The organism is Enterococcus moraviensis ATCC BAA-383 (assembly GCF_000407445.1).
In the GTDB taxonomy this organism is placed as follows: Bacteria; Bacillota; Bacilli; order Lactobacillales; family Enterococcaceae; genus Enterococcus_L; species Enterococcus_L moraviensis.
The window spans coordinates 511,864-537,570 of record NZ_ASWB01000003.1 but is presented as its reverse complement, the minus strand read 5'-3'; the positions used below and the strand labels follow the sequence as shown (position 1 = coordinate 537,570).

The 25,707-nt window shown below is 35.4% G+C and carries 26 protein-coding genes and 1 pseudogene; 19 read left to right on the top strand and 8 right to left on the bottom strand.

The annotated features are described in order from the left end of the window. Positions 1-19 precede the first annotated feature (19 nt). From I586_RS12615 to I586_RS12540, 15 genes are all read left to right on the top strand, one after another. Entirely contained in the window at positions 20-550 is a 531-nt protein-coding gene (locus tag I586_RS12615; protein WP_010766528.1) for an NYN domain-containing protein, read from the top strand. Positions 551-637: 87 nt separating this feature from the next. Then, positions 638-1,198 carry a sigma-70 family RNA polymerase sigma factor gene (locus tag I586_RS12610; RefSeq protein WP_010766527.1) on the top strand — a complete coding sequence of 187 codons (561 nt, stop codon included), beginning with the start codon at positions 638-640 and terminating at the stop codon, positions 1,196-1,198. 133 nt (positions 1,199-1,331) lie between these two features. Beyond that, the gene (locus tag I586_RS12605; protein WP_010766526.1) at positions 1,332-1,577 is read left to right on the top strand and encodes a Veg family protein; all 246 of its coding nucleotides are present in this window, start codon (positions 1,332-1,334) and stop codon (positions 1,575-1,577) included. A gap of 244 nt (positions 1,578-1,821) precedes the next feature. After that, a complete protein-coding gene (gene ispE / locus I586_RS12600; RefSeq protein ID WP_010766525.1) occupies positions 1,822-2,673 on the top strand; it encodes a 4-(cytidine 5'-diphospho)-2-C-methyl-D-erythritol kinase in 852 nt (283 codons plus the stop codon). A 181-nt stretch (positions 2,674-2,854) separates the two neighbouring features. Next, positions 2,855-3,814 (top strand): metal ABC transporter substrate-binding protein, encoded by a 960-nt coding sequence (locus tag I586_RS12595; protein WP_010766524.1) that lies wholly within the window; start codon positions 2,855-2,857, stop codon positions 3,812-3,814. A gap of 78 nt (positions 3,815-3,892) precedes the next feature. Next, entirely contained in the window at positions 3,893-4,603 is a 711-nt protein-coding gene (locus I586_RS12590) for a metal ABC transporter ATP-binding protein (protein ID WP_010766523.1), read from the top strand. Positions 4,604-4,894: 291 nt separating this feature from the next. Further along, on the top strand, positions 4,895-5,353 hold the full coding sequence (locus tag I586_RS12585) for a DUF2712 domain-containing protein (RefSeq protein WP_051092212.1): 459 nt from the start codon (positions 4,895-4,897) through the stop codon (positions 5,351-5,353). A gap of 63 nt (positions 5,354-5,416) precedes the next feature. After that, complete coding sequence (locus I586_RS12580; protein WP_010766521.1) at positions 5,417-6,193, top strand: hypothetical protein; 777 nt, start codon at positions 5,417-5,419, stop codon at positions 6,191-6,193. A gap of 648 nt (positions 6,194-6,841) precedes the next feature. Then, positions 6,842-7,498 carry a hypothetical protein gene (locus tag I586_RS12570; RefSeq protein ID WP_010766519.1) on the top strand — a complete coding sequence of 219 codons (657 nt, stop codon included), beginning with the start codon at positions 6,842-6,844 and terminating at the stop codon, positions 7,496-7,498. A 9-nt stretch (positions 7,499-7,507) separates the two neighbouring features. Continuing rightward, on the top strand, positions 7,508-8,134 hold the full coding sequence (locus tag I586_RS12565) for an ABC transporter ATP-binding protein (protein ID WP_010766518.1): 627 nt from the start codon (positions 7,508-7,510) through the stop codon (positions 8,132-8,134). Continuing rightward, entirely contained in the window at positions 8,131-8,763 is a 633-nt protein-coding gene (locus tag I586_RS12560; RefSeq protein ID WP_139242652.1) for a hypothetical protein, read from the top strand. The genes I586_RS12565 and I586_RS12560 overlap by 4 nt, the downstream gene beginning before the upstream one ends. Before the next feature lie 484 nt (positions 8,764-9,247). Next, entirely contained in the window at positions 9,248-10,084 is an 837-nt protein-coding gene (locus tag I586_RS12555) for a metal ABC transporter permease (RefSeq protein ID WP_010766516.1), read from the top strand. A 268-nt stretch (positions 10,085-10,352) separates the two neighbouring features. Beyond that, positions 10,353-11,186, top strand: a complete 834-nt coding sequence (gene purR / locus I586_RS12550) for a pur operon repressor (RefSeq protein WP_010766515.1) — start codon at positions 10,353-10,355, stop codon at positions 11,184-11,186. Between the two features lie 324 nt (positions 11,187-11,510). Further along, positions 11,511-12,143: a CvpA family protein gene (locus I586_RS12545; protein WP_010766514.1), complete on the top strand. Its 633-nt coding sequence runs from the start codon at positions 11,511-11,513 to the stop codon at positions 12,141-12,143. Between the two features lie 148 nt (positions 12,144-12,291). After that, positions 12,292-13,437: an ArgE/DapE family deacylase gene (locus tag I586_RS12540; protein WP_010766513.1), complete on the top strand. Its 1,146-nt coding sequence runs from the start codon at positions 12,292-12,294 to the stop codon at positions 13,435-13,437. 100 nt (positions 13,438-13,537) lie between these two features. Here the strand turns inward: I586_RS12540 and I586_RS12535 are convergent, their stop codons facing one another. Both I586_RS12535 and mazE read right to left on the bottom strand, forming a co-directional pair. Next, the gene (locus I586_RS12535; RefSeq protein ID WP_010766512.1) at positions 13,538-13,912 is read right to left on the bottom strand and encodes a type II toxin-antitoxin system PemK/MazF family toxin; all 375 of its coding nucleotides are present in this window, start codon (positions 13,910-13,912) and stop codon (positions 13,538-13,540) included. Further along, complete coding sequence (mazE, locus tag I586_RS12530; RefSeq protein ID WP_010766511.1) at positions 13,909-14,133, bottom strand: type II toxin-antitoxin system PemI/MazE family antitoxin; 225 nt, start codon at positions 14,131-14,133, stop codon at positions 13,909-13,911. The genes I586_RS12535 and mazE overlap by 4 nt, the downstream gene beginning before the upstream one ends. A 1,342-nt stretch (positions 14,134-15,475) precedes the next feature. On the opposite strand from mazE, the gene I586_RS17585 reads away from it, so the two are divergent. Next, positions 15,476-15,559, top strand: a complete 84-nt coding sequence (locus I586_RS17585) for a putative holin-like toxin (protein WP_390621154.1) — start codon at positions 15,476-15,478, stop codon at positions 15,557-15,559. Between the two features lie 240 nt (positions 15,560-15,799). Here the strand turns inward: I586_RS17585 and I586_RS12525 are convergent, their stop codons facing one another. The 4 genes and pseudogenes from I586_RS12525 to I586_RS12515 all read right to left on the bottom strand — a co-directional run bounded on the left by I586_RS12525 (position 15,800) and on the right by I586_RS12515 (position 17,472). After that, complete coding sequence (locus I586_RS12525; RefSeq protein ID WP_010766510.1) at positions 15,800-16,186, bottom strand: type II toxin-antitoxin system HicB family antitoxin; 387 nt, start codon at positions 16,184-16,186, stop codon at positions 15,800-15,802. A 31-nt stretch (positions 16,187-16,217) separates the two neighbouring features. Beyond that, a complete protein-coding gene (locus I586_RS12520) occupies positions 16,218-16,406 on the bottom strand; it encodes a type II toxin-antitoxin system HicA family toxin (RefSeq protein WP_010766509.1) in 189 nt (62 codons plus the stop codon). Positions 16,407-16,691: 285 nt separating this feature from the next. After that, a pseudogene (locus I586_RS17565) lies at positions 16,692-16,823 on the bottom strand (DUF3788 family protein); the annotation flags it as partial. A 1-nt stretch (position 16,824) separates the two neighbouring features. Further along, entirely contained in the window at positions 16,825-17,472 is a 648-nt protein-coding gene (locus I586_RS12515) for a FusB/FusC family EF-G-binding protein (RefSeq protein WP_010766508.1), read from the bottom strand. A gap of 546 nt (positions 17,473-18,018) precedes the next feature. On the opposite strand from I586_RS12515, the gene glmU reads away from it, so the two are divergent. Further along, positions 18,019-19,401 carry a bifunctional UDP-N-acetylglucosamine diphosphorylase/glucosamine-1-phosphate N-acetyltransferase GlmU gene (gene glmU / locus I586_RS12510; RefSeq protein WP_010766507.1) on the top strand — a complete coding sequence of 461 codons (1,383 nt, stop codon included), beginning with the start codon at positions 18,019-18,021 and terminating at the stop codon, positions 19,399-19,401. A gap of 98 nt (positions 19,402-19,499) precedes the next feature. Here the strand turns inward: glmU and I586_RS16975 are convergent, their stop codons facing one another. After that, positions 19,500-19,886 carry a DUF1433 domain-containing protein gene (locus I586_RS16975; RefSeq protein WP_162139059.1) on the bottom strand — a complete coding sequence of 129 codons (387 nt, stop codon included), beginning with the start codon at positions 19,884-19,886 and terminating at the stop codon, positions 19,500-19,502. A gap of 119 nt (positions 19,887-20,005) precedes the next feature. Between I586_RS16975 and I586_RS12500 the strand changes: the two genes are divergently transcribed. Together I586_RS12500 and I586_RS12495 are read left to right on the top strand one after the other, a co-directional pair. Continuing rightward, entirely contained in the window at positions 20,006-21,142 is a 1,137-nt protein-coding gene (locus tag I586_RS12500; RefSeq protein WP_010766505.1) for a Tle-like phospholipase domain-containing protein, read from the top strand. Between the two features lie 16 nt (positions 21,143-21,158). Beyond that, positions 21,159-21,572, top strand: a complete 414-nt coding sequence (locus tag I586_RS12495; RefSeq protein ID WP_010766504.1) for a hypothetical protein — start codon at positions 21,159-21,161, stop codon at positions 21,570-21,572. 44 nt (positions 21,573-21,616) lie between these two features. On the opposite strand, the gene I586_RS12490 is transcribed toward I586_RS12495, so the two are convergent. After that, positions 21,617-25,378, bottom strand: coding sequence for a 5'-nucleotidase C-terminal domain-containing protein (locus tag I586_RS12490; protein WP_010766503.1), 3,762 nt, complete (start codon positions 25,376-25,378; stop codon positions 21,617-21,619). Positions 25,379-25,707: the final 329 nt, after the last annotated feature.

The window sequence follows — 25,707 nt, the reverse complement described above, 5'->3', positions numbered from 1 at the left end:
AAGAAGGTGACAAAGTAAAATGAAAAAACAGTTATTGATTGTTGATGGGTATAATATGATTGGCTCTTGGCCTGAACTAGTTCAGCTCAAGAATCAAAATAAACTTGAAGATGCTAGGGAACGTTTATTGCAGCGTTTATCGAATTATGCAAAATATGAAGATTTAGAAGTGATTGTTGTATTTGATGCACAGTTAGTTCCTGGAATCCAGCAAACATATAAAAAATACCGATTAACAGTCATTTTCACTAAAGAAGATGAAACAGCAGATAGCTATATTGAGCGGATCGCAGGGGAAAAAAATGATCGATTGACTCAAGTAACGGTTGCTACGAGTGATCTAGCAGAGCAATGGCTGGTTTTTTCAAAAGGTGCTTTAAGAGCCTCGGCGAATGAATTGTATAAAAATGTTAAAAAAACAGAACGGACCATTGCTGTTCATGCAACAGATATTCACTTTCAAGATTTTCGCCGAAATTCTCCGTGGAATATTGACCAATTGTCAAAACTGTCTGAAAAATTGGACGAATTATCCAAAAAGAAAGACTAATAGTCAAACCCCATCTTTTTTATCAAGAATAAGTGGTAAGATTTTTCTAAGCATTTTGGTAGAATGCTTGGAAGGAGAATGTTGTTGATGAATCAGTATGAAGAAATCTTAAAAGGAGATGCACTGGCATTTGACCAGTTGTATCGGAAATATCATCCGGTGGTGCATAAGTTCCGAAAAAAGTACTATTTGAAAGATTTTGATCGAGAAGATTGGTTGCAGGAAGGGCGTATTGTTTTTCACAAGTCATTAGAGAAGTACCAAGAGGTGCATAACGTGTCCATCGGAAAATTTTTTAAGTCGAATTTTGAAAATCATATCCGTAGTTTGATTAGAAAACAGTGTGCACTAAAAAGAACAATTGATATCCAGTCTGTTTCGTTAGATCAAAAAATAGAAAATCAGGGAGAGTCTTTTTTTGATTACATAGGGATAGAAGATTCAGATGTATTAGAGCAAATGATCATTCGAGAGAAGCTCGAACAATTACCCACGGTATTATCGCCCTTTGAACGAACCACGTTTGAAGAATACATGAACGGTAAAGAATTAGAAGAGATCGCTAGAGACACAGATAATCATGAACCAACCGTCAGAAGTGCCTATGATCGGGCAAAAAAGAAAGTAAAATCGATTGTTTATGACTAAATGAGAAAATTGTCATTTTTCACATCAAATAATTATCCATTTATAAAATATAATTAGTTGCAATTCATTTTCTGCTATGGTAAACTTGATATTTTTATTGTTATGTGGTACAATGGAATTTGAGGTGAATGCAATGCCAACAACTTTAGCTTCCATTAAAAAAGATCTAGAATGTCGTATCGGCAGCAAAATCACATTAGTTGCTCAGACCGGCAGAAAGCGCCAAACTGAACGTAAAGGTATTTTGACAGAAACGTATCCATCTGTCTTCGTTGTAGATTTAGATCCAGATGAAAACTCATTTGAACGAGTTTCTTATAGTTATTCTGATGTGTTGACACGCACAGTAGAGATTGAATTTATCAGTGAAGCAGTCTAAAGACATGAATTGATGTTTAAAAGTAGAGCTAAAGCGAAAACGCTTTAGCTCTACTTTTTTTTACTAATGTATTATTTTAGTATTCGGAAGTGATTAGTAGAAAAAGCGAATGAGATGGATTAACGTTACACAAGTTTTGAAATGGCGACCAATTTTTAGACAAATATATACTTCTCTAAGAACATATGTTAGAATTTAAAAGATTGTGAAGACGGTTAGGTATTGGATTAGATAGGTGAAAATAATGGAAATCATAGAAAAAGCGCCCGCAAAAATCAACTTGGGGTTGGATGCTCTCTATAAAAGAAATGATGGTTATCACGAATTAGAGATGATCATGGCTAGTGTAGATTTAGCGGATCGGCTAACGTTTGAGTTATTGCCGGAAAATGAAATAATAATTGAAACGGATAGCTCCTTTTTACCAGTAGATAGAAGAAATCATGTATATCAGGCAGCAGAATTGCTGAAAAATACATTTCATATTACTCAAGGAGTTAAAATTTATATAGAAAAAAGAATACCTGTTGCAGCTGGACTAGCTGGTGGGAGTAGTGACTGTGCTGCTGCATTAAGAGGACTAAATCGATTATGGGATTTAGGGTTGTCCTTAGAAGAACTTGCAGAATTGGGCAGTACGATTGGCTCGGATGTTCCTTATTGCATCCATGGCGGTACAGCATTTGTCTCAGGACGTGGAGAAAAGATAGAATTTCTCTCATCAATGCCTCAATGTTGGGTTATTCTAGTGAAGCCTAGAATGAGTGTTTCTACTGGTTCGATTTTTGGAAGTTTATCTTTCAATAGTATTCAACACCCTGACGTTCAAGGGCTGAAAAAAGCAATCGAAGCGGACGAGTACCAGTTGATGGCAGAAAAAGTTGGCAACGCATTAGAAAGTGTGACAATCAAACGTCATCCAGTAATCCAGCAAATCAAAGATCGGATGATGAAGTATGGAGCAGATGCAGCTTTAATGAGTGGCAGCGGTCCAACGGTATTTGCTTTATGCGAGAAGAAAACACGTGCACAACGGATTTATAATGGTTTAAAAGGCTTCTGCGATGAAGTCTATATTGTGCGAACGTTAAAATAATCGAAAAATGAAGGGATGACTACAATGGTCACTCTTCATTTTTTTACTCTAAATAAGGAACTATAAAAATACTTTTTCTTTTTTACTTGACGTTCTCTTTTTCATCTGTTAAATTAGTTCTTGCTAACAAATCGGAAATATTACGATTTGAATGAGACAAATCGAAATGAGGGTCAATAAGATGAGAAAAAATAGTTGGAAATATAGTGTCGGACTGTTATTAATAGCCGTTATTTTTACATTAGCAGCCTGCGGACAAACAAAAGAGCAAGAAGAATCAGGGAAAAGTGATACAATAAAAGTCGTGACAACTTTTTATCCAATGTATGATTTTGCTAAAAATGTGGTAGGGGATGCGGGAGATGTACAATTATTGATTCCAGCGGGCACAGAACCACATGATTATGAACCAAGTGCCAAAGACATTGCGAAAATCACAGACGCAGACGTATTTGTTTACAATAGTCACGAGTTAGAGACTTGGGTCAAAGACGTTTTGGAAAATGTTGATGGAAAAAAAGTTGCAGTTGTCGAAGCAGCTAGCTCAATCGACTTAATGGAAGGTGCGGCTCACGAAGAAGAGCATGAAGACGAAGCTGACCATAGTGGACATGATCACGAATTAGACCCACATGTTTGGTTAGATCCAGTTTTAGCACAAAAAGAAGTTGAAACGATTCGGGATGCGTTAGTCAAAAAATATCCAGATAAAAAAGCCACATTTGAGAAAAATGCTACAGCTTATAGTGAAAAATTAAAAGCCTTAGATTCAGAATATAAAGAAGCATTCGCCAATGCGAACAATAAAACGTTTGTGACGCAACATGCGGCGTTTGGTTATTTAGCAAAACAATACGGTTTGACACAAGAATCGATTGCGGGGATTTCTCCAGATCAAGAACCGTCGCCTAGTCGTTTAGCTGAGTTGAAAAAATATATCAAAGAGCATAACGTGTCCGTGATTTATTTTGAAACGTCGGCTTCATCAAAAGTAGCTGAAACATTGGCGCGTGAAACAGATGTAGAATTAGCGGTCCTTAATCCGCTAGAAAGTCTTACCAAAAAAGAACAAGAGCAAGGCGAAGATTATATTTCAGTGATGAAGGCCAATCTTGAAGCCTTGAAGAAAAGTATTAAGTAAAAAATAATAGCGAGATAAAGATGTTCAGTATTTGTCTTAGCTTCCAAGCGTATATTAGTCGAAAGAAGGAGTAGGATCATGCATTATCTAGAAGTCAAAGACCTCACATTCTATTACGATGATGAACCAGTCTTAGAAGATGTTTCATATTTTGTTGATCCAGGTGAATTTGTCATTCTCACTGGTGAAAACGGTGCGGCCAAATCAACATTGATCAAAAGTACTTTAGGGTTATTGAAACCAACTAAAGGGGCCATTACAATCGCCAAAGAAAATACAGAAGGAGAAAAACTTAGCATTGGCTATATTCCGCAACAAGTGGCTTCATTTAATGCGGGATTTCCAAGTACTGTGATCGAGTTAGTTCGTTCAGGACGTTTTCCACGTAATCGTTGGTTTAAGCCATTAACAAAACGTGATCATCAACATGTAGAAAAAGCATTAAAGGCGGTCGGCATGTGGGAGATGCGTCATAAACGTATTGGTGAACTTTCAGGTGGGCAGAAACAACGTATCAGTTTAGCCCGTATATTTGCGACTGACCCTGATTTATTTATTTTAGATGAACCAACAACTGGGATGGATGAAACGTCTAGAAATGAGTTTTATCGTCTTTTAAGGCATAATGCTCATGATCATGGCAAAGCGATTTTGATGATCACGCATGATCATGAAGATATCAAATCGTATGCGGATCGCCAAATTCGTTTAGTTCGGAAGGAGGACTCACAATGGAGATGCTTTCATATGAGTTCAGAATTAGTAACGAATACAGAAAAAACACACTAAAATAAGTGTTGCTAGCTATCATATTTGGTACAAATGAATTAAAAAAAGACCTATTGAGAATTGTAGTGACCACAAAAAAATCGAACTTTTTGTGGTCACATCAAATAATAGGTCTTTTTTTTATGTTTAGTCAAATAAGCAAGATTTTTAGCTAATGTAAATACTTTGTCTATTTAATCTACGTTAAACGACTATCAGATAAATTAAATCGACTTAAAATGAACTATATGTTACAATGGGATTTTGGAATTCAACTGAATTTCTAAGTTAGGCTAAGAGGGGGAAATGAAAATGAAAAAAAGGGTAATGTGGTTAATGGCTTGTTTGCTAGTTCTTGTATCATTAGGCTTTACGGCCAAAGCGTATGCAGCGTACAAAACGGATTATGTAAAATTTACGTTTGTGATCAAACCTAAGCAAAAAAATACGTCTACAAGCACTCGCTATAGACAAACTACTAATCGGAACAGAGCTTGGACTGTTCAATTGGGTTCTTCTGAAGAGGGGTGGATGACGTATACACGTTTTTGGTTAGAAAAATCAAATGGCGAGAATGTTTCAAAAGCATTCAATGCGTCAGCTGGAGGTCCTAGGTTGTACAATTCAGCGTATTCATCAGCAAGCAAACAAAATGTAAAATTAACAGCTGAGAATAATAACTATAATAACGCATCTTATTCTTGTTATGGGACATGGGATGAGGAGACTGCGTATATTATTTCTGGTGGACAGTTATTAAATCGTCCATAAATCAATGTGTATTAGTTATAGTAGAGTGAAAGCTCTACTATATTTTTATAAAAGGAGTTTATAATGGAGTATTTTTTTAAACGTCTATTTAGTGATAGAAGAAGCAACTTTATTTTTCTTCTATTTTTTGTATTAATGTTGATCGACGTATTTATGTTGTATAAATCATTTGGAGGGTATGCCCCTAATTATTCTACATTTTTAGCGGGTAATTCAGAAGGTCATTATGCCCAAATGTTATTATTATGGCTGTTACCAGTCTATCTAGTTTTTGGAGCGAGTTATTGGTCATTGTCAGATTTTAATTCAGGAAACCTCTTGTCCATCATGATAAGAAAAGATCGAAAATATTATTGGAAGGTATACAATCAAGTCAATTTCTTTTATGGATTTTGCTTGATGTTTTTATCGGCAGTTATTAATTATGGGGCTGTGACTATTATTTTCAGAAAAGAAAAGGCTGTTCCGTTTATGGTAGAACATTCTATCAGTGTTGGTGATTTTCAGACATTGCTTCATAACTCAATTCTTTGGGAGCTTAGTCATCCAGGATTATCCAATTGGATACATATAATTATGGGAGCAGTTATAACAGGATGTATGAGTGTAATTATTTCTACTGTAAATATTTTTACTAAATCAATTTACTATACAGTATTTATAGTAATAAGCATATGGTATCTATTAATTAGTATTACACCTTCTATCATGGTTAGTTTTCAGCCATTTACGGAATACACCTTTAGCTTAAAATTTATGTACCTTATTTCAATAATATTATTAATGAGCATTTGTTTAATCATTCAACGAAAATGGTGGTTGAATTATGATTTTGTTTAGTCAAAACGTCATCAGAATGTTAATACAAATTCTTCTTCTATTTGTTTTATATTTTACTCAATTCCTAGCTAGAATTAATCCTAAAAACAGTGTGACAGATCAGATGACAAACTACTTTTCTTATTACGATTTATCTTTATTTATCTTTATACTGGTTCCTCTTTTCCTTTTTTCAATAGGGATTTTCATGCCAGAAAAAAATGTCTATGAAAATGTGAGAATGACAAAAAATAAACGCTATTTTTTTGAATGTATGAGAGGATTTCTAGAGTCCATTAGATTCATTGGAATTTATTTTTTAATTGGGTTGCTAGTATTTTTATTTGCTTCAAATTCTGTTGTTTTATCTGAATATATTAAACAAACTTTAATTTTCTTCTTTATGGTTAACATAGCATTTCAAATTTATATGTTGATAAACTTGTTAAATGGAAATAAAAGTAAGGGAAAGAATATGATTCTATCCGTTTTTTTAATCATGGGACTGTATTTTCTGTTTGAAGAGTACTTTTCTTTTTTTAATTCAAGTTTTGCATACTATGTATTAAATATTGAGATGAGTATAATTGTCTACCTCCCTATGTTTATATCTGTTACGTTGTTCTTGCTCATTATCAATTTTGAACTATTTAAAAGGACTGATCTGTTATGAAATATATTGAAGTTATTGTTTTATTTCTACTTTTTCTACTATTTGATAATGGTTTTAATTATGAACATACAACAGAGTTTTCAGTAATCGTTGGATTATCTAAAAATTTCTCGGTGAAGGAGCTCTTATCCTGGTTTTTGATATATAGCTATATGTATACTTGTTTGATGCTGTCTTGTTTTCAATTTTTAAAGCAAAAAATTATTAGTTATTCTGTTGTTAGATATGATACTAGAATCAACGTGATGAACCAATACTTAAAAAAAGTCTTAATTAACATAGCTGTAAACGTTGGTATTTTATTGATGGTAATTATTATTCGGAAAGTACAAATGCCTGACTTAATAATTACGAGTGAATATGTACTTCAAAGTGTTGCGATACTTATTGTTGGTCTGTTATCTTCTTTGATTATGTTTATGACTAAAAATCTATATCTATCAATAGTAGGAGTAAATGCGTATATTTTGGGTGTTGTTGTCTTTTCCGATATATTTTCAAAAATACCTGTAATAGGAGTAGTTTTAGCGTTTCCGTCATACTTAAATAGAATTGGTCGAGTAAGCAGCGTAATCCTATTTTTAGAGATGCTATTGGTTCTCCTATTTATAGTTGTTCATTATGTTGTAGCAAAAAAAATAAATTATTTGTGAGGGATATAAATGTTAGTTGTTGATAATATCTCAAAAAAGTTAAAAAAGCATATGGTATTAAAAAACATAAGTTTAACTTTTGAAGAAGGAAATGTATATGGTTTAGTTGGTCAAAATGGTTCGGGTAAAACAATGTTATTGCGTGCCATGGCAGGACTTATTCGGGTGCGTGAAGGGGAAATAACATATGATGGTAAAATATTAGGAAAAGATTTTGATTTTTTACCCAGTCTAGGTCTACTTATTGAACATGAAGGACTAGACCCGACAATAAGTGGCTTTAATAATTTAAGACTCCTTTCTAAAATTAAAAAAAGTGCAAATGACAAAGAGATAGAACTAGCTCTAAGTAGAGTAGGGTTGGATCCAAAAGATTCTAGGCCGGTAAAGAAATACTCTTTGGGTATGAAACAAAAATTAATTATTGCACAAGCTATATTTGAAAAACCTAAAGTTTTATTGTTGGATGAGCCAACAAATGGGCTTGATGACGAGGCTATAGAAAAATTTTATCAGCTTATTAAAGAATTGAAGAGTAATGGACGGATTATTGTCATCGCGAGTCACAACAAAAAAGACATAGATGAATTATGTGATTCCATTATCACGATTAAGGAGGGAAGTATTTGTCGGTGAGAAAAGCAGTATTATTCGTTATTTGTGGTTGTCTACTTGTATTGGTAGCGATGAGGGTGATAAATAATCGCACTATCTCCAACGAGTTTACTTTTGAAAAGAACCCCGCTAAAGAGATAGAATTGAAAAAAAATAAAACGTATACTGTAGAAGCTAACTCTGAAACTTTTCCTACAGGATTTTATGATCTATCTGAGATTGACAATAATGAGACTTTTGCAGGAAATGACAATTTGAATAATAAGGATGTTATTCGAAATAAGGCATTCTATGATACAAATAAAATTCAAACACCTAAAAAAAGTTCAGTTCAATTAAAGCCTTCAAAAGAAAAATTTTTACCATTAAAATCAGATGGTAGTGTTCAGTTAGTAAATACGTATGGTCATTTTTTTGTTCCTGTTTCTATGAGTGGAAAATATGCATTTAAAATTATAGGAGCAGGAAAAGTAGTTTGCCAAATTCAAGATATCGATGATAGTACAGGGTTTATTAATAATGTTTTAGATAATTTTTTACTTGATCAGTCGACGGAACATATTAAAGAGTTAAAATCAGATAGGATTATTTCATTTTTTAAAAATTCAGGAGATAAGGATGTCACGATATTAATCGTTCCAATTTTGTGACGTAGGTCTATTTTTAACGATGTTCTATAGGGTCAGAATTAGTAACAGATAAAACAAAAAAACACTGTAAAATAAGCATATTCATTGAAGTCAGTTTTGAAATTGTATGAAAGCTGTGGTTATAGTGAAAGACAAATTGTTACGAGAGAGCCAGTGTCTTAAAAAGTTAAGTTTTTATGGAGTGGAGAAATCTACTCTTTTTTTATGTAATTTAAATGGGAAAATGGCATTAGGAACATACTCACACCTATATCCGAATGAAGATGTCGAGGTAGTAAAAAGATTGGATCAAATTATTTAGAATAATTCTCTTGACTAGTCGTTTTTATAATGATAAAGTATATCTTGCCCTTTAATCGTAATTCTTACGATTTACATTTTTAAAGCGTAATGAGCATAGTTAAGAGAACTTAGTATTCTCGCGACTGTTCCCACAAAATAGAATAGGCTTCTAAAGCCTTATGTAACAAGGAGGAATAAGATTTTGGAGATGCTTTCATATGAGTTCATGAGAAAAGCTTTTTTAGCAGCAACCTTTATTTCGGTCATTGCACCAATGCTAGGGGTATTTCTTGTGATCAGAAGACAATCTTTAATGGCGGATACTCTTTCACACGTGTCGCTAGCCGGAGTTGCTTTGGGATTTTTCTTAAACTGGAATCCAAATATCATGACAATGGTTGTCGTGATTATTGCTGCAATTATTTTAGAATACCTACGAATGATTTATAGTACGTACTCAGAAATCTCGATTGCAATCTTAATGTCAGGTGGATTAGCGTTAGCTTTGGTGCTGATGAATCTGAGCGGAGGAAATTCAGCAGCGAGTATTCAATCGTATTTATTTGGATCGATTGTGACGATCACATGGCAGCAAGTCATTACCTTAGCCGTTTTATTCGTTGTGTTAGTGATCTTGTTTATCCTATTCAAACGTCCCATGTATGTTTTGACTTTTGATGAAGATACGGCTCATGTGGATGGATTACCAATCCATTGGATGTCGATGTTGTTTAACGTGATTACAGGTGTTGCGATTGCCGTAATGATTCCAATTGCGGGAGCGCTGTTGATTTCGGCGATCATGGTCTTACCAGCAGCAATCGGAATGCGGATAGGGAAAGGATTTAATACGGTAATCATCATTAGCGTTATTATGGGATTGATTGGCATGCTAACAGGATTGACGGGCTCTTATTATTTAGAAACACCGCCAAGTGCCAGCATCACATTGATTTTTATCGCGTTATTTATCCTCGTAAGTATCGTCCGTAAATTGGTTGTAACGATGCAAAGAAATAAGAAGATGAGCCAAAGATAAATTAGCTTATTTTAGTAGAAGGTGAAAGGAAAAACGAAAGTTTTTTCCTTCATCTTCTTTTTTGTTTCATAAATTGCGAACTATTTTTTGTTTTTTTCAAAAAATGCTCGAATTTTTTTGCAAAACACCTTATAATAGGGAACGATAGATTATGAGGAAGTATCATTTATTTTACTTGTTGAAAAATAATGAATAACGAACCTATAAAAAAATAAAGGATAGTAATTATTCTATTGGATAATAAACCTTAAAGGAAAGAGGAGAAGAAGTGACGGATTCAAAAATTCGGAGAAGCGAACGATTGATCGATATGACGCAATACTTGTTGGATCATCCCCATACATTAGTTTCTTTGACCCATTTTGCACAGCGCTACAAATCAGCCAAATCATCAATCAGTGAGGATTTAGCGATTATCAAAAAAACATTTAAACAAAGAGGTACAGGAATTCTTGAAACGATTCCAGGAGCAGCCGGAGGTGTTCGTTTTATCCCGGAAATTCCATACGAAGAATCAAAAGAATTGGTGAAAGCTTTGTGTGAACGTTTATCTGAACAAGATCGTTTGTTGCCAGGAGGATATGTTTATCTTTCTGATTTATTAGGACAGCCGGAATTGTTGCGCCAAGTTGGGAGAATCATTGCTTCTAAATATTTAGGTGAAAAAATCGATGCTGTTATGACAGTGGCGACAAAAGGGGTACCAATCGCCCAAGCGGTTTCGTATTACTTGAATGTGCCGTTTGTAATCGTGCGTCGTGATTCAAAAATCACGGAAGGTTCAACAGTTAGCGTGAATTATGTTTCTGGATCATCTGAACGAATCGAAAAAATGGAACTGTCAAAACGTAGCTTAAAACGTGGATCGAGAGTTTTAGTAGTAGATGATTTCATGAAAGGCGGCGGAACCGTTAACGGGATGAAGAGCTTGATCGAAGAGTTTGAAGCTGAACTTGTTGGGATTACTGTCTTTGCCGAGTCTAAATTTAAAGGACAACGCGCGATTGAAGATTATACGTCATTGCTGTATGTAGAAGATGTAGATACACGGACGAAAACAATCAATGTAGTTCCTGGGAATTATTTTGACGAAGAAAAATAAAAAGCTAGAATCTAAATAAACGTATTAGCCCCAAAAACAAGAATAAATTTCTAAAAATAGTTGTTCAATTTTTGTGAAATGCGCCTTGTTTTTTGGCGCTTTTTTTGTTTAACTGTAACTTTGTTATTGATTAAAGGGATTACTGATATAAAAATCACTCGTTTTATATAGTATCAAAGTAATTGAAAGGATAAATTTCTAAATATGCTTAAACGATTTTACCGACAGAATAGAAGGCTAGTAAGGTTTTTTATAGGTGTGCTACTATTCAGCTTGATCTGCTTACTGTTTTCTTACCATATTGGCAAAAGCTGGAGTCAAGCGATGAGCCCAAACGAGAGCCAACTATCAGAATCTGAGGAGGAGTCTATTTTCATTCAGGCAACAATCAAGGATATTACCTATCATAAAGTGTTTGAAGAAGACTATGAAGAAAAGATTTACAATCAACTCGATCAGGAATTTTTAACGTTAAAATTAATAGATAGTAATGGCAAAAAGCTCACACATGAAGTGATGCTGACGATACCAAAGACAACAGAGCTAAAGGATAAACCAAGGATCAAAGACTGGTGGCGCAAAAAATATTTAACAAGACTTGAGGAAAGTTACAACAATGAAATTGAGCGATTTCCCTATGCTAAAGATGCTAGAATGGTCGATAGAGAAAAAGAAATTCAATCTTTAAAAGGACGGAAAGTAACACTGACAGACAATCCTGAGTATGAGGATGTCTCGTTATCCGCTAACGTAAAACAAACAAAGAACAATGTCTTAGAGGTTATCAGTTTAATTGTTGATCCAATCTATGTTTTTGCTGGTTTTTTAGCTATATTATATACTTATTTTGTAGCTCCGTACCTTATTTCAGGAGTGGGATTATTGCTGGTGGGAATGTTTATAAGGTTCGTATACTACGAAAAAAAGGCTCAAAAGAATGATGATTCAAAGGAGTAAGGCTTTACGAAAAAATTGTTAGGTAAACTAACCGTTTTTATTTAACGGAAAATCAAATTAGGTGTATAGTTAATTCGTAAGCATATTTATCCAGTTTTTCCACACACGATGAGAAACTGAATGAATCAAATGAAAGAAGGCCAACACAATGGAAAATCAAGAAAAAGTTCAAATTTTAAAAGACATCGTTGCAATCAAATCGGTCAACGGCAATGAAAAAGAGGTCGCTGAGTATTTAAGTAAGTTATTCAAAAAACATGGGATCGACTCAAGCTTTTTAGAATATGACAAAGATCGTGATAACCTAATTGTAGAAATCGGCAATAAAAATAGCGAGAAAGTACTAGCATTTTCTGGACATATGGATGTGGTATCAGCGGGTAATGTCGCGGATTGGACTTCTGATCCGTTTAAACCAGAAATTCGTGATGGTAAAATGTACGGTCGCGGCACATGTGATATGAAGAGTGGTTTAGCTGCGATGGCCATTGCGATGATCGAGTTAAAAGAAGAACAGGCTGCCTTCAATGGACGCCTACGTTTGATTGCAACAGTGGGTGAAGAAGTTGGCGAACTAGGTGCAGAGCAATTAACCAAAGAAGGCTATGTCGATGATGTAACCTCAATGGTGATCGGTGAACCTTCTGGTTATGCTGGGATCGTTTATGCTCATAAAGGATCAATCAATTTTAAAGTAGAGTCTCAAGGTAAAAATGCTCACAGCTCAATGCCTCAACTTGGGGTTAATGCAATCGATCATCTAAATGATTTCTATTCAAGAGCGAACCAATTATTCCGTAGTGAAACCCATACAGATGAAGTCTTAGGTGATTTTATCTATAATGTTACGATGATTTCCGGTGGCGAACAAATCAACAGCATTCCAAGTGAAGCCAGTCTTCAAGGGAATATTAGAACGATTCCTGGCTATGATAACGATGTTGTGATCAAAAAAATGAACGAACTAATCGATGAATTAAACCAAAAAGACACCTACCATTTAACGTTAAGTATCGAAGCAAATAAAATTTCTGTGAAAAGCGAAAAAGATTCTGATATCGCAAAAATCGCCCAACAAGTAGCGAAAAAACAAGTGAACGTGGATATTCCAATGGTTGGCGTGTCTGGAACGACGGATGCTGCTGAATTTACCAAAGGCAAGCAAGCTTTCCCAGTAATTATCTTTGGACCAGGTAATGAAACGCCTCACCAAGTAGACGAGTATGTGGATGTGGATAACTATTTGGAAATGGTGGATATTTATAAAGAAATGGCTTTGACTTATTTAGCATAAATCCTATCAGAAAGTATAAAGATAAAAATGCCTTGCTCTGTCAGTTTTACAGAGAAGGCATTTTTTGTTTGAAAAATTCAATTGATCTCTTACTGATAATTTACTCCGTGATTAAATCCGAAAAATTAAAGATCATATTTACGATTTGTGCTGTTTCACCAAGTTCTTTTAACGTTGCTTTTTCTATAAAACGAACGTCCCTCTCTGGAGCAGTAAAATCAACTGTTTTCACTTGAAGAGGGTTGATATGACCTTTAATCTGGTGGTCAAAACTCAACGGCACAAAATGACTTTTAATGTTTTTAGTGGAAGTTATTGGACAAACTGCAATCATACCCGTTACGGCATTGTATTCATCGCTACTGATTACAACACCTGGTCGCTTTTTTTGAATTTCTCGACCTATACTAGGATCAAAATTGATGATTACAATATCTCCACGTTTTGGAGTATAGCCGTGAATCGTATAGATCACTGGAACAGTTCCTTTCCTACTGGAGGATCTTCTGGGAAACCATCTCCCACTTCGATCAATTCATTATTTTCCAAAGCAGCTTTGAACAAATTAGGTCGTTTTTTGATGAAGGTGATACTTTCATCATCACCTTTCACCGCGATGTACTCAACATTTTCTGCAATACCGAATTTAGCAGGAATTGTTAAGACAATTGCATTTCCTTGTCGTCTGGTTTTCATCCTATATTCCTCCTCAGTTTATTGTAGTACTAGTGTACAATAAAGATAAAGTAATCACAATGTAATTACTTTATCTTTGTTTGATTAGGATAACTATTTTTAAATGTTGAAGACTGATGCATTAATTGTTCTTACAAAAAACAAATAGCTGTTTATCATGTGATAGTAGAAAAATGGTTGGACGTTTCTAAACGATAAACAGCTATTTGAAATCCGCAGGTTCTGCAGGCCTGCGGATTTTTTACACAACGACCCTATATCCGCCATATGGATCATTGTTAATAATGATGAATTCAAAATCGAATACGATAGTTGCCATTCAAACGAATAAAAATGTAGAGACATATTGCTCGGTTTTTGTACGCATTGACTGGGCTGCCTGTTTGAATGAATGACAACTAGCTGGTAGGATTCGACTTTAAACCCATCAACTAGCAAGCACAATTGGTAGAATCTAAATACGCAAAAAACGTATTTATAAAGGAGAACAAAGTACTTGCTAGTTATAAAAAGAGCGAAAAAATACGGCATTAGTGACTAAACTAATACCGTGCAAAAGTGCAATAAATAACCAGCAACTACTTCAACCTACTCAAATCTGTAAAAAGTACTAGTATTTCTTACAAAAATTGAGTAAAATGAAAGAGTTGATATGAAAATATTGACTAGGGCAACTTATATTATTAGTTTACGCTGATAATATGAGGCTCTGTACGAGGATGTCCGTCCTTTTACAGAGTGCCTTTTTATTTTGTTTTTCGCTCTAATTACCTAATGTTAAACACAAAAAAATGATATTAGTCAGCTACTAATACCATGAAGCGTTCGTTAAATAACCATTCACTATCATTATTGAGTAAGTAAAAAAGAATGGAAATCCGTTTTTACTTTTAGTACAATAAAGGTAGTCAATAAGAAATTATTGGCGAGGCAACTTGTATTATTAGTTTACGCTGATAATACAGGGCTCTGTTTAGAAGATGTCCGTCTTCTGGCAGGGCGCCTTTTTTTATTTTATGTTGTAAATTTATTCTAACGTAAAGAGGTTGGGATAGTCAATAGAATTTTTTTGAACAATTTAAAGAGTCAAATTTTGGCTGAAAAAATGGACAAGTTTGACAAAAGTGGTGGAATTTTTAAAATTTTACTTGCATTGATGATTATCTGAATTATCGCCCAATAATGGTTCATTTTGCTACCGAAAATCATGATTAAGCGTTATAAATAATTGCTATTATGATATAATAATTAGTGTAGAGAAGTGAAAAGATGGTTGGCTAAATCTCTTGAAAAAGGGGTGATGCCTGATGATTAATGGCTGTGTCCCTGGAAAGGAATAGAGTTGTCAGTATATGAAGCATTAACACTTGCGATTAGTTTTGCAATGTTAGTAGTTGCCATATTGAAATTTAATCAAAAAAAATAAACCATCTTTTACTTTGGCGAGTAAGATGGTTTAAACACCTAAAATAGCCTGCTAGCTTTTCACTAGCATAATCTACATTGGAGAGGTATGTTAGCGCATATCTCTCTTTTCATTGTCATTATAACACGATTTTTTTAAATGCGCTAACGAAGTTAGGGAATGAATGATCTCATTTAAAATAGTTTAGTAGCTAGAACAAAGTCAGTTCTCACCATAACTTTAAACAGCATGCAGAAATTTTCAAACATTCAACTTATTTTTAAGTGCTTCTGTCAAAGTCTGAGAAAAATTTATATTTTCCTTTTCGGCTAAGTCATTGATCCATTCTGGAATCGATGTATTTTTTCTTACAGTTTTTGAATGAAATTTCCTTCTATACTCATTTAGATCCAACGTAACCATTAAAACAAAATCAGTTTCATTGTTTAATTTTATTTTTCTTGGATCAGATGTGGTAGGTAATTCTGTTTTATTATAGATTGCCAAACCTAACGCTTCTTGAGCCATTTCTACGGCATGATCGATACCGTTACCAAATGTAATCACTTCCGGGATGTCAGGGAATGTAACGTTATAGTTATTTCCTTCTTGATTAAAAATTGCTGGGTATACAACTAGACTACTCATTATAGTATTCCTCCTTATAGTCAAATTATGACTATTTAAGTCCTGCTTGTTTCCATATAGCATTTTCGGTTCCTATCGGTACATCGCCTGTGTGCATAGGCACTATTGTTGTGTGATGAGTGATTGGATTATACATTTTTACGTGGCTACCATTTTGATCAGTTTTTACAAATCCATTTTTTTTAAGAATTTTTACTATTTCTCTGGCTGACTTGGGCACACTGTTATTCTCCTTTATATAGAGTATGATACGCAATAATGCGTATTTATTCAACTGTTAGCTCAATTTTTTAAGATCTTTTTGATAGAGTAAATCATTTTAGTTAAAAGAGAAATAGCTAGTCAATCTAATAAGGCCAAATAGTCAAATAATTCGAAAAAGTAGAAAGGATTTGATGGAAACATCAAGTTCTCTCCATTTTTTCTTGACAATAGTAAAATTGAGGAGATAAAAAAATAAAAGTGTCTGGGACATAACTCTGCGAGTCATATCCCAGACACATGGAATTCGAATAAACGGTGGGAGCAGAAGAAACTCCTTCGGAAATAAGCTGAAATTCACAAAAATTTGAAAAGCAATTTTCGTGAATTCCTTCTTATTTCTCGGAGTTAAACACTTCTGTCCCAACCTCAATATTTTATTTCATAAATTTCACATTCTGAACAAACGCTTCTAACTCTTCTCTGCGCTCGATATTATGGTTACATTTCTCACTATCATAGCAAATATAATTCCCACGCTTTGTGTACATCCCATCACCAGATTCTTTCACTTTAGACAGAAACATCGCAACTTCTGACGTTTCATGACAAATCGGGCAGATGCCTTTTTGAGTCGTAGGAGAAATTGTTCCAGAAACACCGATTAGTTGTCCATCAATTGAAGCGATAATAAATTTCTGCTGCTTCCCACTATCATTCCAGCTGTAAAAGGTATAATCACGCAAATCCATCGTTTCCCACTCGGGGATTTTCAATTTCTTCGTCTTTTTAAATAGCTTTGTCAGCTGTTGTTTTGAAGGCGGATCAAACGGAATAACCGCTTCTTTTAACTCTTCCAAATAGTGTTCCAGTCTAGGCTTAGAAGTCGCAGCTTCTAAAAATCCTTCTAATAAAGGCTGTAACTGATCTTTATCTGCACCAAACTGTTCATTGATTTTCTCAAGAACGATCGCTTGTAGTGTTTTGATTGTATTTTTATCATTTACAGATAAATGAGCTTGTAGCAAAATATTGGCTTGTTTTCTAATAAAATTAAATTGATATGGTTGTATTTGTTTATTCATAATGGATTTCCTCTCTATCATTCAAGTGATAAAGTACTTTGCGTAAAGGCAATCCTTCAACAACCAAAGTACTTTATTATGTCAAACCTGAATGGGCTTTTGAATGAGATACGTGTGTTTGTTTAAGTATCATATTATCACCCCCAAAATAAAAGCGAAACGAGCTCGTTCAACCTTGACAGAAAAATAGGAAAAATTGAATGTGACGTTTTTTTGTCACAATCCATTTTTATCTTTTTTCCGAGACCTTCACCAAGTAGGTACTACTCTACATCTATTCATTCGATTCATAGTGTTTCGTAGCAATCCTTAGAGCTTTAGCTCTTAGGAATTGTTGAGATCGAAGCGGAGCGAAGTGGTTAGCTCGTGTAGCTAGATAACATATAAGCATATATATTATAACGCAAATCCTCAAAATTATAAATTGGTATAGCAAAAAAGCAATTGGTTCAGTTGAAAAACCATAAAGAGTAAGCTAAACTAAAACATGGCGCATAAATTGAAAATAAACTATTGAAAATAAAACAAATCTTAGGAGTGAAGCAATTGGAAAACAGATATGTCATTATCCTCGCTGCCGGTAAAGGAACACGTATGAAATCAAAACTTTATAAAGTGTTGCACCCTGTCGCTGGAAAACCAATGGTGGAACATATTATGGATCAAGTCGAAAAAACGAATCCAAGTGAAGTTGTCACGATCGTAGGGCACGGGGCAGAGGCAATCAAAGGCCATTTAGGTGAGCGTAGCCAATATGCTTTACAAGCAGAACAATTAGGAACAGGACATGCTGTGTTGCAAGCAGAATCTCATTTAGCAGGCAAAAAAGGAACGACGCTTGTTATCACAGGAGATACACCGCTTTTGACTTCTGAAACATTAGCGAACCTTTTTGATTACCACCAAGGTAAAAACGCCAGTGCGACAATTTTAACAGCGCATGCGGAAGATCCAACGGGATATGGTCGTATCATTCGTGATCATGTAGGCATCGTTGAAAAAATCGTGGAGCAAAAAGATGCCTCTGAACAAGAAGCTCGTGTTCAAGAAATCAATACTGGGACATTTTGTTTTGATAACGAGGCGTTATTCAATGCTTTATCTAAAATCAATACCAACAATGCCCAAGGCGAATATTATTTAACAGATATTATTGAGATCCTTAAAAAAGAAGGGAAGACCGTTGCGGCCTATCAAATGGCTGACTTTGAAGAAGCGATGGGAATCAATGATCGTGTGGCTTTAGCTGAGGCGAATAAAATCATGCACCGCCGTTTAAATACGATGCATATGAGAAATGGCGTATCCTTTATCGATCCTGATTCAACTTATATTGATGAAGGTGTCGTGATTGGTTCAGATACAGTAATTGAAGCAGGGGTACATTTAAAAGGGAAAACAGTGATCGGGGATGATTGTTTCATCGGTGCTCATTCTGAAATCGTTGATAGTGTAATTGAAGATAATGTGAAAATCACCCAATCAGTTGTCGAAGAAAGTATTATTCGCAAAGACGCAGATGTAGGTCCATTTGCTCATATCCGTCCAAAAGCTGAAATCGGCGAACGTGTTCACGTTGGTAACTTTGTGGAAATCAAAAATGCAACGGTGGCAGAAGATACTAAAGTCGGTCATCTGACTTATGTTGGGGACGCTGACTTAGGTAAAAATATTAATGTGGGCTGCGGTGTAGTTTTTGTGAATTATGATGGCAAAGACAAACATCGGACGAGCATTGGCGATCATGCGTTTATTGGATCAGCGACAAACTTGATCGCACCTGTGAATGTTGCCGCGAATTCAGTTATCGCAGCAGGTTCAACTATTACAGATGATGTAGCAGAGTTTGACTTAGCGATTGCTCGTGCAAGACAAGTGAATAAAGAAGGCTATGGGAAAAACATGCCTTATATGAATAACGAGAAATAAATGATAAAAAAGATGAATGCCAAATTTTTGGTATTCATCTTTTTTGGTGTCTAGGAGAATTAGTTGTTTTAACATAAAAATATGTGAGTTGTTAAAATTCATTCACTATACTTTGATAAACCTGTTGAATCAGAGAACCCAGAACTTGAGTTTTCTTCTTTATTTTCTCGGCGTTCCTTTTGTTGGATATTCTCTATTTCAGAAACAGTATAGGTTTTTCTACCCTTAAATTTATCATTTTTTCTTGAAAATGCTCCATCCATGACATTGTTCCTTTCAAATTCTTTTTGATAAGGCATTACACTTCCTATAAAGCTATTTGATTTGTCAGAGTTAAAATAACCATAGAAATCGAGTGATCCCATGGGATTCTTTTTTGTTTCTGTAAAAGTAAGAGAATCAATATTATTATAATTGTATTTAAAAAATAGTTCGATTCGCTCTTTCTGTTTATTTATATAATCGTTATAACTATAGTAATTCAATCCTGCCACTCCTATTATTATTATTCCTATCCCAATTAAAAATTTATACCTAGTTTTCATAGTTTTTGTGTCCTTTTTGTGTCATAATTAAATATAAGTATACCATAAGGAGAACGAAAATGAGTAAGACAGATAAAGATTTTTTTGATATCACTACTGGAGCATACCAAGGGCTACAAATTGGAAAACAAATTGAAGGTTTCGACGGTATTATGTATGAAGTAGTGGAGGTTTTAAATAATCCAGATAAAAATGGGGCAGAAGGAATTGCAGTAGCTCCTATTGTTAATGGAAAACCGGACCTGTCTAGTATCACAATTTCTTATAAAGGAACCAATCTTGCTGATATGGATGGGGATCTAAGTGCTGATGTTCAACAAGTCACCATGGGTCAAAAAAATAAATACCAAAATGTGCATGTTCCAGGTACAACCATACGTGTTCCAGTTGAAGTTAATAGTCAATTCGATACAGCATTAGCTTTTGCTGAACAAGTAAAAAATGATCCGCGATTCAAAAATGCAACTTTTGATTACACAGGACATAGTCTAGGTGCTGGGTTAGCTTCCTACGTTGCTGCTGAATTTGGAGAATATGCTACAGTCTTTTCTGCCCCAAATATTTATCGATTATTGAGTGAAAAAGCAAAAAAATGGGTTGATGCAGGACATGCCACAGATAAAATTACAAATTATACTCATATGAATGATAGTGTTGGAAATTTTGATCAATTTGGCATGCCTTTGGTGGGGAAGAGAGTCTTCACTAAAAGTAATAAAGAGTTAGAAACTTTTATCATGAGTTTATTAACATTAGGTGGACATCCTACCGATACTTTCATGGAAATGTTTAATGGTGATGGAAGTATCATGCGTTTATTTGCTCCAGCATTGCTTCGGGCAACCGCTGCACAATATGATGCTATGAAAAGTACGGCATTAGGTATAAAAAAAACAATTGAACAATATGAGTGGGATGAAGGAGAAGAAGTGATGGCTTTACAAAAACATATCCGCAGTGAAGCTAGTGGTGGAGCTTATTCTGAATTAGAAGATCATGAAATTCAAGATATTTTGAAGTCGGTCGCATCAAACTCTAAAGGGGAGCAATACTATGCTCATAATCCAGAGGTAGTCAAAGAGTTAAAGGACAAGATGGTAACGATTGGAGATAATCTAGGCGAATTTGCCCATAGTTTGCGCATGGCAGCTGTTAAAGCAGAAGCTGCAGATGAACAAATAGCAACGTCGTTTTAAGTAAGGGAGAGAAAAAATGAATTTATCAGGTATGGATTTGACTATTGGTGGAGAATCATATAGTGATGTTATTTCAAGTTTACAGCAAAAAATTACGTTTGAATCGAGCTTAAAGGAGCCCAATTCAGCTACAGTTACGTTATATAAAATCCAACTAGAACAATATCAAAAATTAGAGAAAAAAAGGGTACAAAAAATAGCGTTGCAAGCGAAGTGCGTCAGTGTATTTAATCCATTGAAGGAAGACGCTGCTCAGATGCAAAATAAAATAAAGATGGAGCAATTTGATCTAGGAAGTAGTGTTGAAACATTCGTTCAACATGCTCCAGATATGGTAAAAGGACAAGCTGGTACCTCATTTTCACATGAAGTATCGGTGATGAGAAATAGTGTAGTTGAAGCAAGTGGTATGTGTGAAGCTGTTACATAGTTAAAAAAAGATGGTCACCAATATTTGGTCACCATCTTTTTTAGTTAGCCTATTTTCCGTCTGCGGTGATATTCGTAAAATCCATAACCAGAAAAACCAATAATGAGTAAACCTAAACTACCATAAGCAATAATTGTTTCACCCAATTTCGGGTAATCCACTGTTTTATCCTCTGGTTTTGGAGTTTTTACTTTATCAGGTTTGTTTTTATCAGGATCTTTAGGATCTGGATCGGGTACAGGTTCGGGTTTATTTTTTTGGTTAAAATCGGATTCTGAAATTGAAATGATCCGTTCGCCCGGAAAAGCTTCTTTGTATTGTGATAAGTCAATATTTGTAGCAGCATCATATAAACGAAGGTTTGCACCTTGTTTTAGATGTTTAATCAAAACGCTGTCCAGAGAAATACCCTCTTCACGCTCACCACCTAGCATATCGTAGCCATCGCCACCAGCTGCTAAGAAATCATTTGTTGCCATATAATAGGTTGCTTTTTCATCGATCGGCGCAAATTTTCCGGTCGTGCGGTCTTGAACTTCAATTTGCAATACTCGTTCTCCAACAATGGTTTTGTCTGTCCCATTGCCTTCGTCTGCTGGCAGTAAAGAACCTTTTTTAGTTGAATCATAGTGTACACGAATCGTGCTGGAAACATGAAGGAAACCGCCGTTTGCACCAAGTTTTGGTTGCTTGTAGTCGTCTAAAATGATGGCACCATTTTCATCTTTTTGCGCCATTGAACGCAGGGACAATTCAAACATATCTTTGACTTGGCTACCTGTAACACTGATTTGAGAGATACTATTTCCAAATGGCATGACGGCAATAACATCACCTAACGTTACTTTGCCAGGTTCAATGTTTGCTCGAATACCGCCACCGTTTGTGACAGCAAAATCAGTTGGGTTTTTGAAGCTTTGTTTGCCGTAAGCGAGCATAGCATCTCCAATCAAATTCCCTAGATTGGTTTCTCTCGTTCGTACATTATCGCGTTCTCCATTGAATTGATAAGGATTATTTTCAATCACAACCTCTGATCCCCACTCTTCAAAATTAGCTTTAGCTTGATCAACTAAGGCTTTGACAGCAGGATTTTCCTCTAAGCTAGCTAAAGATTCTGCTGTTGTTAAGGAAGCTGTTTTTTTACTAAGGTCTGTTAAATCAACATCTACTAAACCGACATTATTCAAGTAATTCCCTGTTTGGGTATACATGACGTTTCCAAACTGTTTGCCGCCATCTACAGCTGTATGTGAATGGCCATCTAAAACAGTGATATTCAAATCAGGATATTCTTTACTTAATGTTTCAGCCAATGTATCGCCGCGCCATTCATATGGTGTAGTTTCGTCGATGCCTAAATGACCTGTTACAACATAAGCAGCAACCGCTTCGCCAGAATCTTTGATTGTGTTGATTGCTTTTTTCGTTTCAGCGATTGGATCGGTAAACGTCACACCTTTTACATTGTTTGGGTGAGTTTTAGTAGCTGTTTCTGGTGTTGTTACCCCGATAATGGCGTATTTCTTCCCAGTTTTTTCAACGATTGTGTAAGGTTCAAAGACTAGTTTTCCATCTTTAAATGTGTTGTTGGATAAGATTGGGAAGTTTAGTTTGTTCTTATATTCCATGGCCGTGTCAAATCCAAAGTCAAATTCATGGTTACCAACAGCCATCGCATCGTAGCCCACTTCATTCATGACAGCTGCCATATCCATTCCATCAGAGAAGTTAGAAATCGGTAATCCTTGAAAAACATCCCCTGCGTCAATCATAAGGTCAGGTTGTACTAAATCTTTGTACGTTTTTAATCGAGCCATGCCTAAAACGTCTTTGCCGTTGCCTTCTAAGCGTCCGTGAACATCATTAGTATGCATAATCGTGATTGATTCAGGTGAGAAGCCAGCATCGAGAACATCTTGTTTCGTGATTGGTTTGACGTTAGGTGTTCGACCATCTGCAGCAGGTTGTGTCTGCAAGGTACCATCATTCACTAGTTTAACAGCTAGGTCACGCCAGTTCTTATTGAAATGATAGCCAATCACTTCCCAGTTATTTTCAATTTCAACTGATGGATCAAGGGTTTGTTTTTCACGGATATAATCAGCGATCAAACCGCGAAGTGTTTCTGGATCAGTGGATTTGATGGGTTCTTCCGTCACGAGACCTTGTGTTAATAATCCTTCATAACGATAATTGTTCATGGCAATCGTATAGTTTGCTGCCAGATCAACTGGCTTTCCGTCGATTGTTGGATTGATTATGCGTTCTCCATGTGGTTTAGAGATATCTATTTTATAAGAAATCCCAGAAAAGACATCATAGTTGTACACACGGATTTTTTCATTAAAGCTGATGGTTAAATCATCTGGGCTAGGAGTGTTGTAGTAATCTGCTTGATTTTCCATGTATGCTAAAAGATTTTCCCCAGTGATATTAACGCTAACTAGTGTATTTGGGTATTTATAAATGTCAAAAATGTTTGAGTATGAGATGTCTCCAGCATTTAATTTACTATCTGCTTTAAAGAGAGCAGAGGCAGCAAGTTGTGCACCTGTTGCTTTTCGTTGAACATTGTTGATCAGAGAAATCATCGCAGTCGGACGCAGTTGCGCTTCAGGAATTCCTTTTACTTCTTCAGGCGGTAAAAAGTCGCCAGTCGCTGTTCCGATTTTTTCTGAGATAAATTCTCTCGTTTTATCATGGTATTCTTTCGTTTCAGCTTTTAATGTTTCATCTGCTGGGACAGTTTTAGTGCTTATGATGGCGGGAACACTGTTTTTGACGTGCCATTTGTCTCCAGTTTTTTCGAGATCAAGGTCGATCTTGATCATTTCGGTTCCAGTATCTTTAGGACCTGCTACGGGAACAAGCCCATTTGGTCCTTGGATTTTTTCTGCGAAAGAACGGTGATCATGGCCTAAAATATACGCATCGATACCAGCGACATTCGTGATGACTTGATCAGCACTTGCAGCCGGATCAGAGTTTTCACGCCCAGCATGGATTGAAGCAACAATAATATCTGTATCGTCTTTTAGTTCAGCAACCGCTCTTTCTGCTTCTTCTTTCAAAGGATTAAAAGAAAGGCTGTCGACTTTTGCACCATCCCATAAAGGAATTTGTGGGGTGGTTAAACCAATGATTCCAACGGTTAAGTCTGTGGTGCCATCACCATCTAGGTCAATCGCTTTTTTCGTGGTTCCGCCAACAAAGCGGTTGCCTGAGTCTTTAACATAGGTGTTTGCAGATAAGATTGGAAATGCTGCTTCAGTCTCTAGTTTTTTGATTAAATCCAAGCCAAAATTGAATTCATGGTTCCCCAAAACCATGGCATCATATTTCATGTAGTTCATTGCTTTGATCATTGGGTTTGGTTTCTCGATCAAAGGTGCTTTGTTGTAAAGGTCATCCGTTAAAATCGTTCCTTGGTTCATATCACCATTATCGATCAGAATCGTGCCATTAGGATTTTCTACACGGATGTTATTCACGACAGAGCTGACCTGAGACAATCCAACAGGTGTTTGTTTGTCATCTTCATAAGACCAATCCCATAGTTGGCCGTGAACATCTGAGGTGCCTAAAATAGTAAGTCGTTGAGATGTCTCCGCCGTATCAGTTGGAGTAATGGTATCTTGTTCATCCGATGTTGTACTTGAAACAGTAGCGTTATCTGGTTGTGTTGATGCAGTTGTTTGTTGCTCGATTGCTAATGCAGTAGTGGCACTGGTACCTGCAAGTAACGTTGAAACCATCAATACTTGTAACCCAAGTTGTACTTTTTTCAAAACAGACTTTTTCACAAAATTCCTCCTTAAATTTATAGCGTAACAGGCTCATCGAGAAAAATAAACTGCTGTCATTTTCCGAAAGACTGACCTGCGAAGCTAGATAATCCATAGCTTAGTACTCGCAATCAAACACTAAAAAATAATGCGCTTTCATTTTTGGTAACCTTCTAAATAGTAATATATATTTGCAAAATTGTCATTAGAAAATACGCTATTTTTTTAAAAGAAAATGACAAAATCGACATATTTTGATGTTCCTCATTTTTTTAATGCTAAGAGTGCCATAATTTTATTAGAAAATTGTATTATTTTGGAGGAATACCCTAAAATCACTTGATTTA

Excerpts from the sequence above, each read along its gene's own strand:
- I586_RS12595 (WP_010766524.1), top strand. The coding sequence starts at position 2,855 with ATGAGAAAAAATAGTTGGAAATATAGTGTCGGACTGTTATTAATAGCC.
- I586_RS12615 (WP_010766528.1), top strand. The coding sequence starts at position 20 with ATGAAAAAACAGTTATTGATTGTTGATGGGTATAATATGATTGGCTCT.
- I586_RS12565 (WP_010766518.1), top strand. The coding sequence starts at position 7,508 with ATGTTAGTTGTTGATAATATCTCAAAAAAGTTAAAAAAGCATATGGTA.
- I586_RS12570 (WP_010766519.1), top strand. The coding sequence starts at position 6,842 with ATGAAATATATTGAAGTTATTGTTTTATTTCTACTTTTTCTACTATTT.
- I586_RS12610 (WP_010766527.1), top strand. The coding sequence starts at position 638 with ATGAATCAGTATGAAGAAATCTTAAAAGGAGATGCACTGGCATTTGAC.
- I586_RS12585 (WP_051092212.1), top strand. The coding sequence starts at position 4,895 with ATGAAAAAAAGGGTAATGTGGTTAATGGCTTGTTTGCTAGTTCTTGTA.
- I586_RS12500 (WP_010766505.1), top strand. The coding sequence starts at position 20,006 with ATGAGTAAGACAGATAAAGATTTTTTTGATATCACTACTGGAGCATAC.
- I586_RS12515 (WP_010766508.1), bottom strand. The coding sequence starts at position 17,472 with ATGAATAAACAAATACAACCATATCAATTTAATTTTATTAGAAAACAA.
- I586_RS12545 (WP_010766514.1), top strand. The coding sequence starts at position 11,511 with ATGAGCCCAAACGAGAGCCAACTATCAGAATCTGAGGAGGAGTCTATT.
- ispE (WP_010766525.1), top strand. The coding sequence starts at position 1,822 with ATGGAAATCATAGAAAAAGCGCCCGCAAAAATCAACTTGGGGTTGGAT.
- I586_RS12605 (WP_010766526.1), top strand. The coding sequence starts at position 1,332 with ATGCCAACAACTTTAGCTTCCATTAAAAAAGATCTAGAATGTCGTATC.
- mazE (WP_010766511.1), bottom strand. The coding sequence starts at position 14,133 with ATGAAAACCAGACGACAAGGAAATGCAATTGTCTTAACAATTCCTGCT.
- I586_RS12495 (WP_010766504.1), top strand. The coding sequence starts at position 21,159 with ATGAATTTATCAGGTATGGATTTGACTATTGGTGGAGAATCATATAGT.
- I586_RS12590 (WP_010766523.1), top strand. The coding sequence starts at position 3,893 with ATGCATTATCTAGAAGTCAAAGACCTCACATTCTATTACGATGATGAA.
- I586_RS12540 (WP_010766513.1), top strand. The coding sequence starts at position 12,292 with ATGGAAAATCAAGAAAAAGTTCAAATTTTAAAAGACATCGTTGCAATC.
- I586_RS12580 (WP_010766521.1), top strand. The coding sequence starts at position 5,417 with ATGGAGTATTTTTTTAAACGTCTATTTAGTGATAGAAGAAGCAACTTT.
- I586_RS12525 (WP_010766510.1), bottom strand. The coding sequence starts at position 16,186 with ATGAGTAGTCTAGTTGTATACCCAGCAATTTTTAATCAAGAAGGAAAT.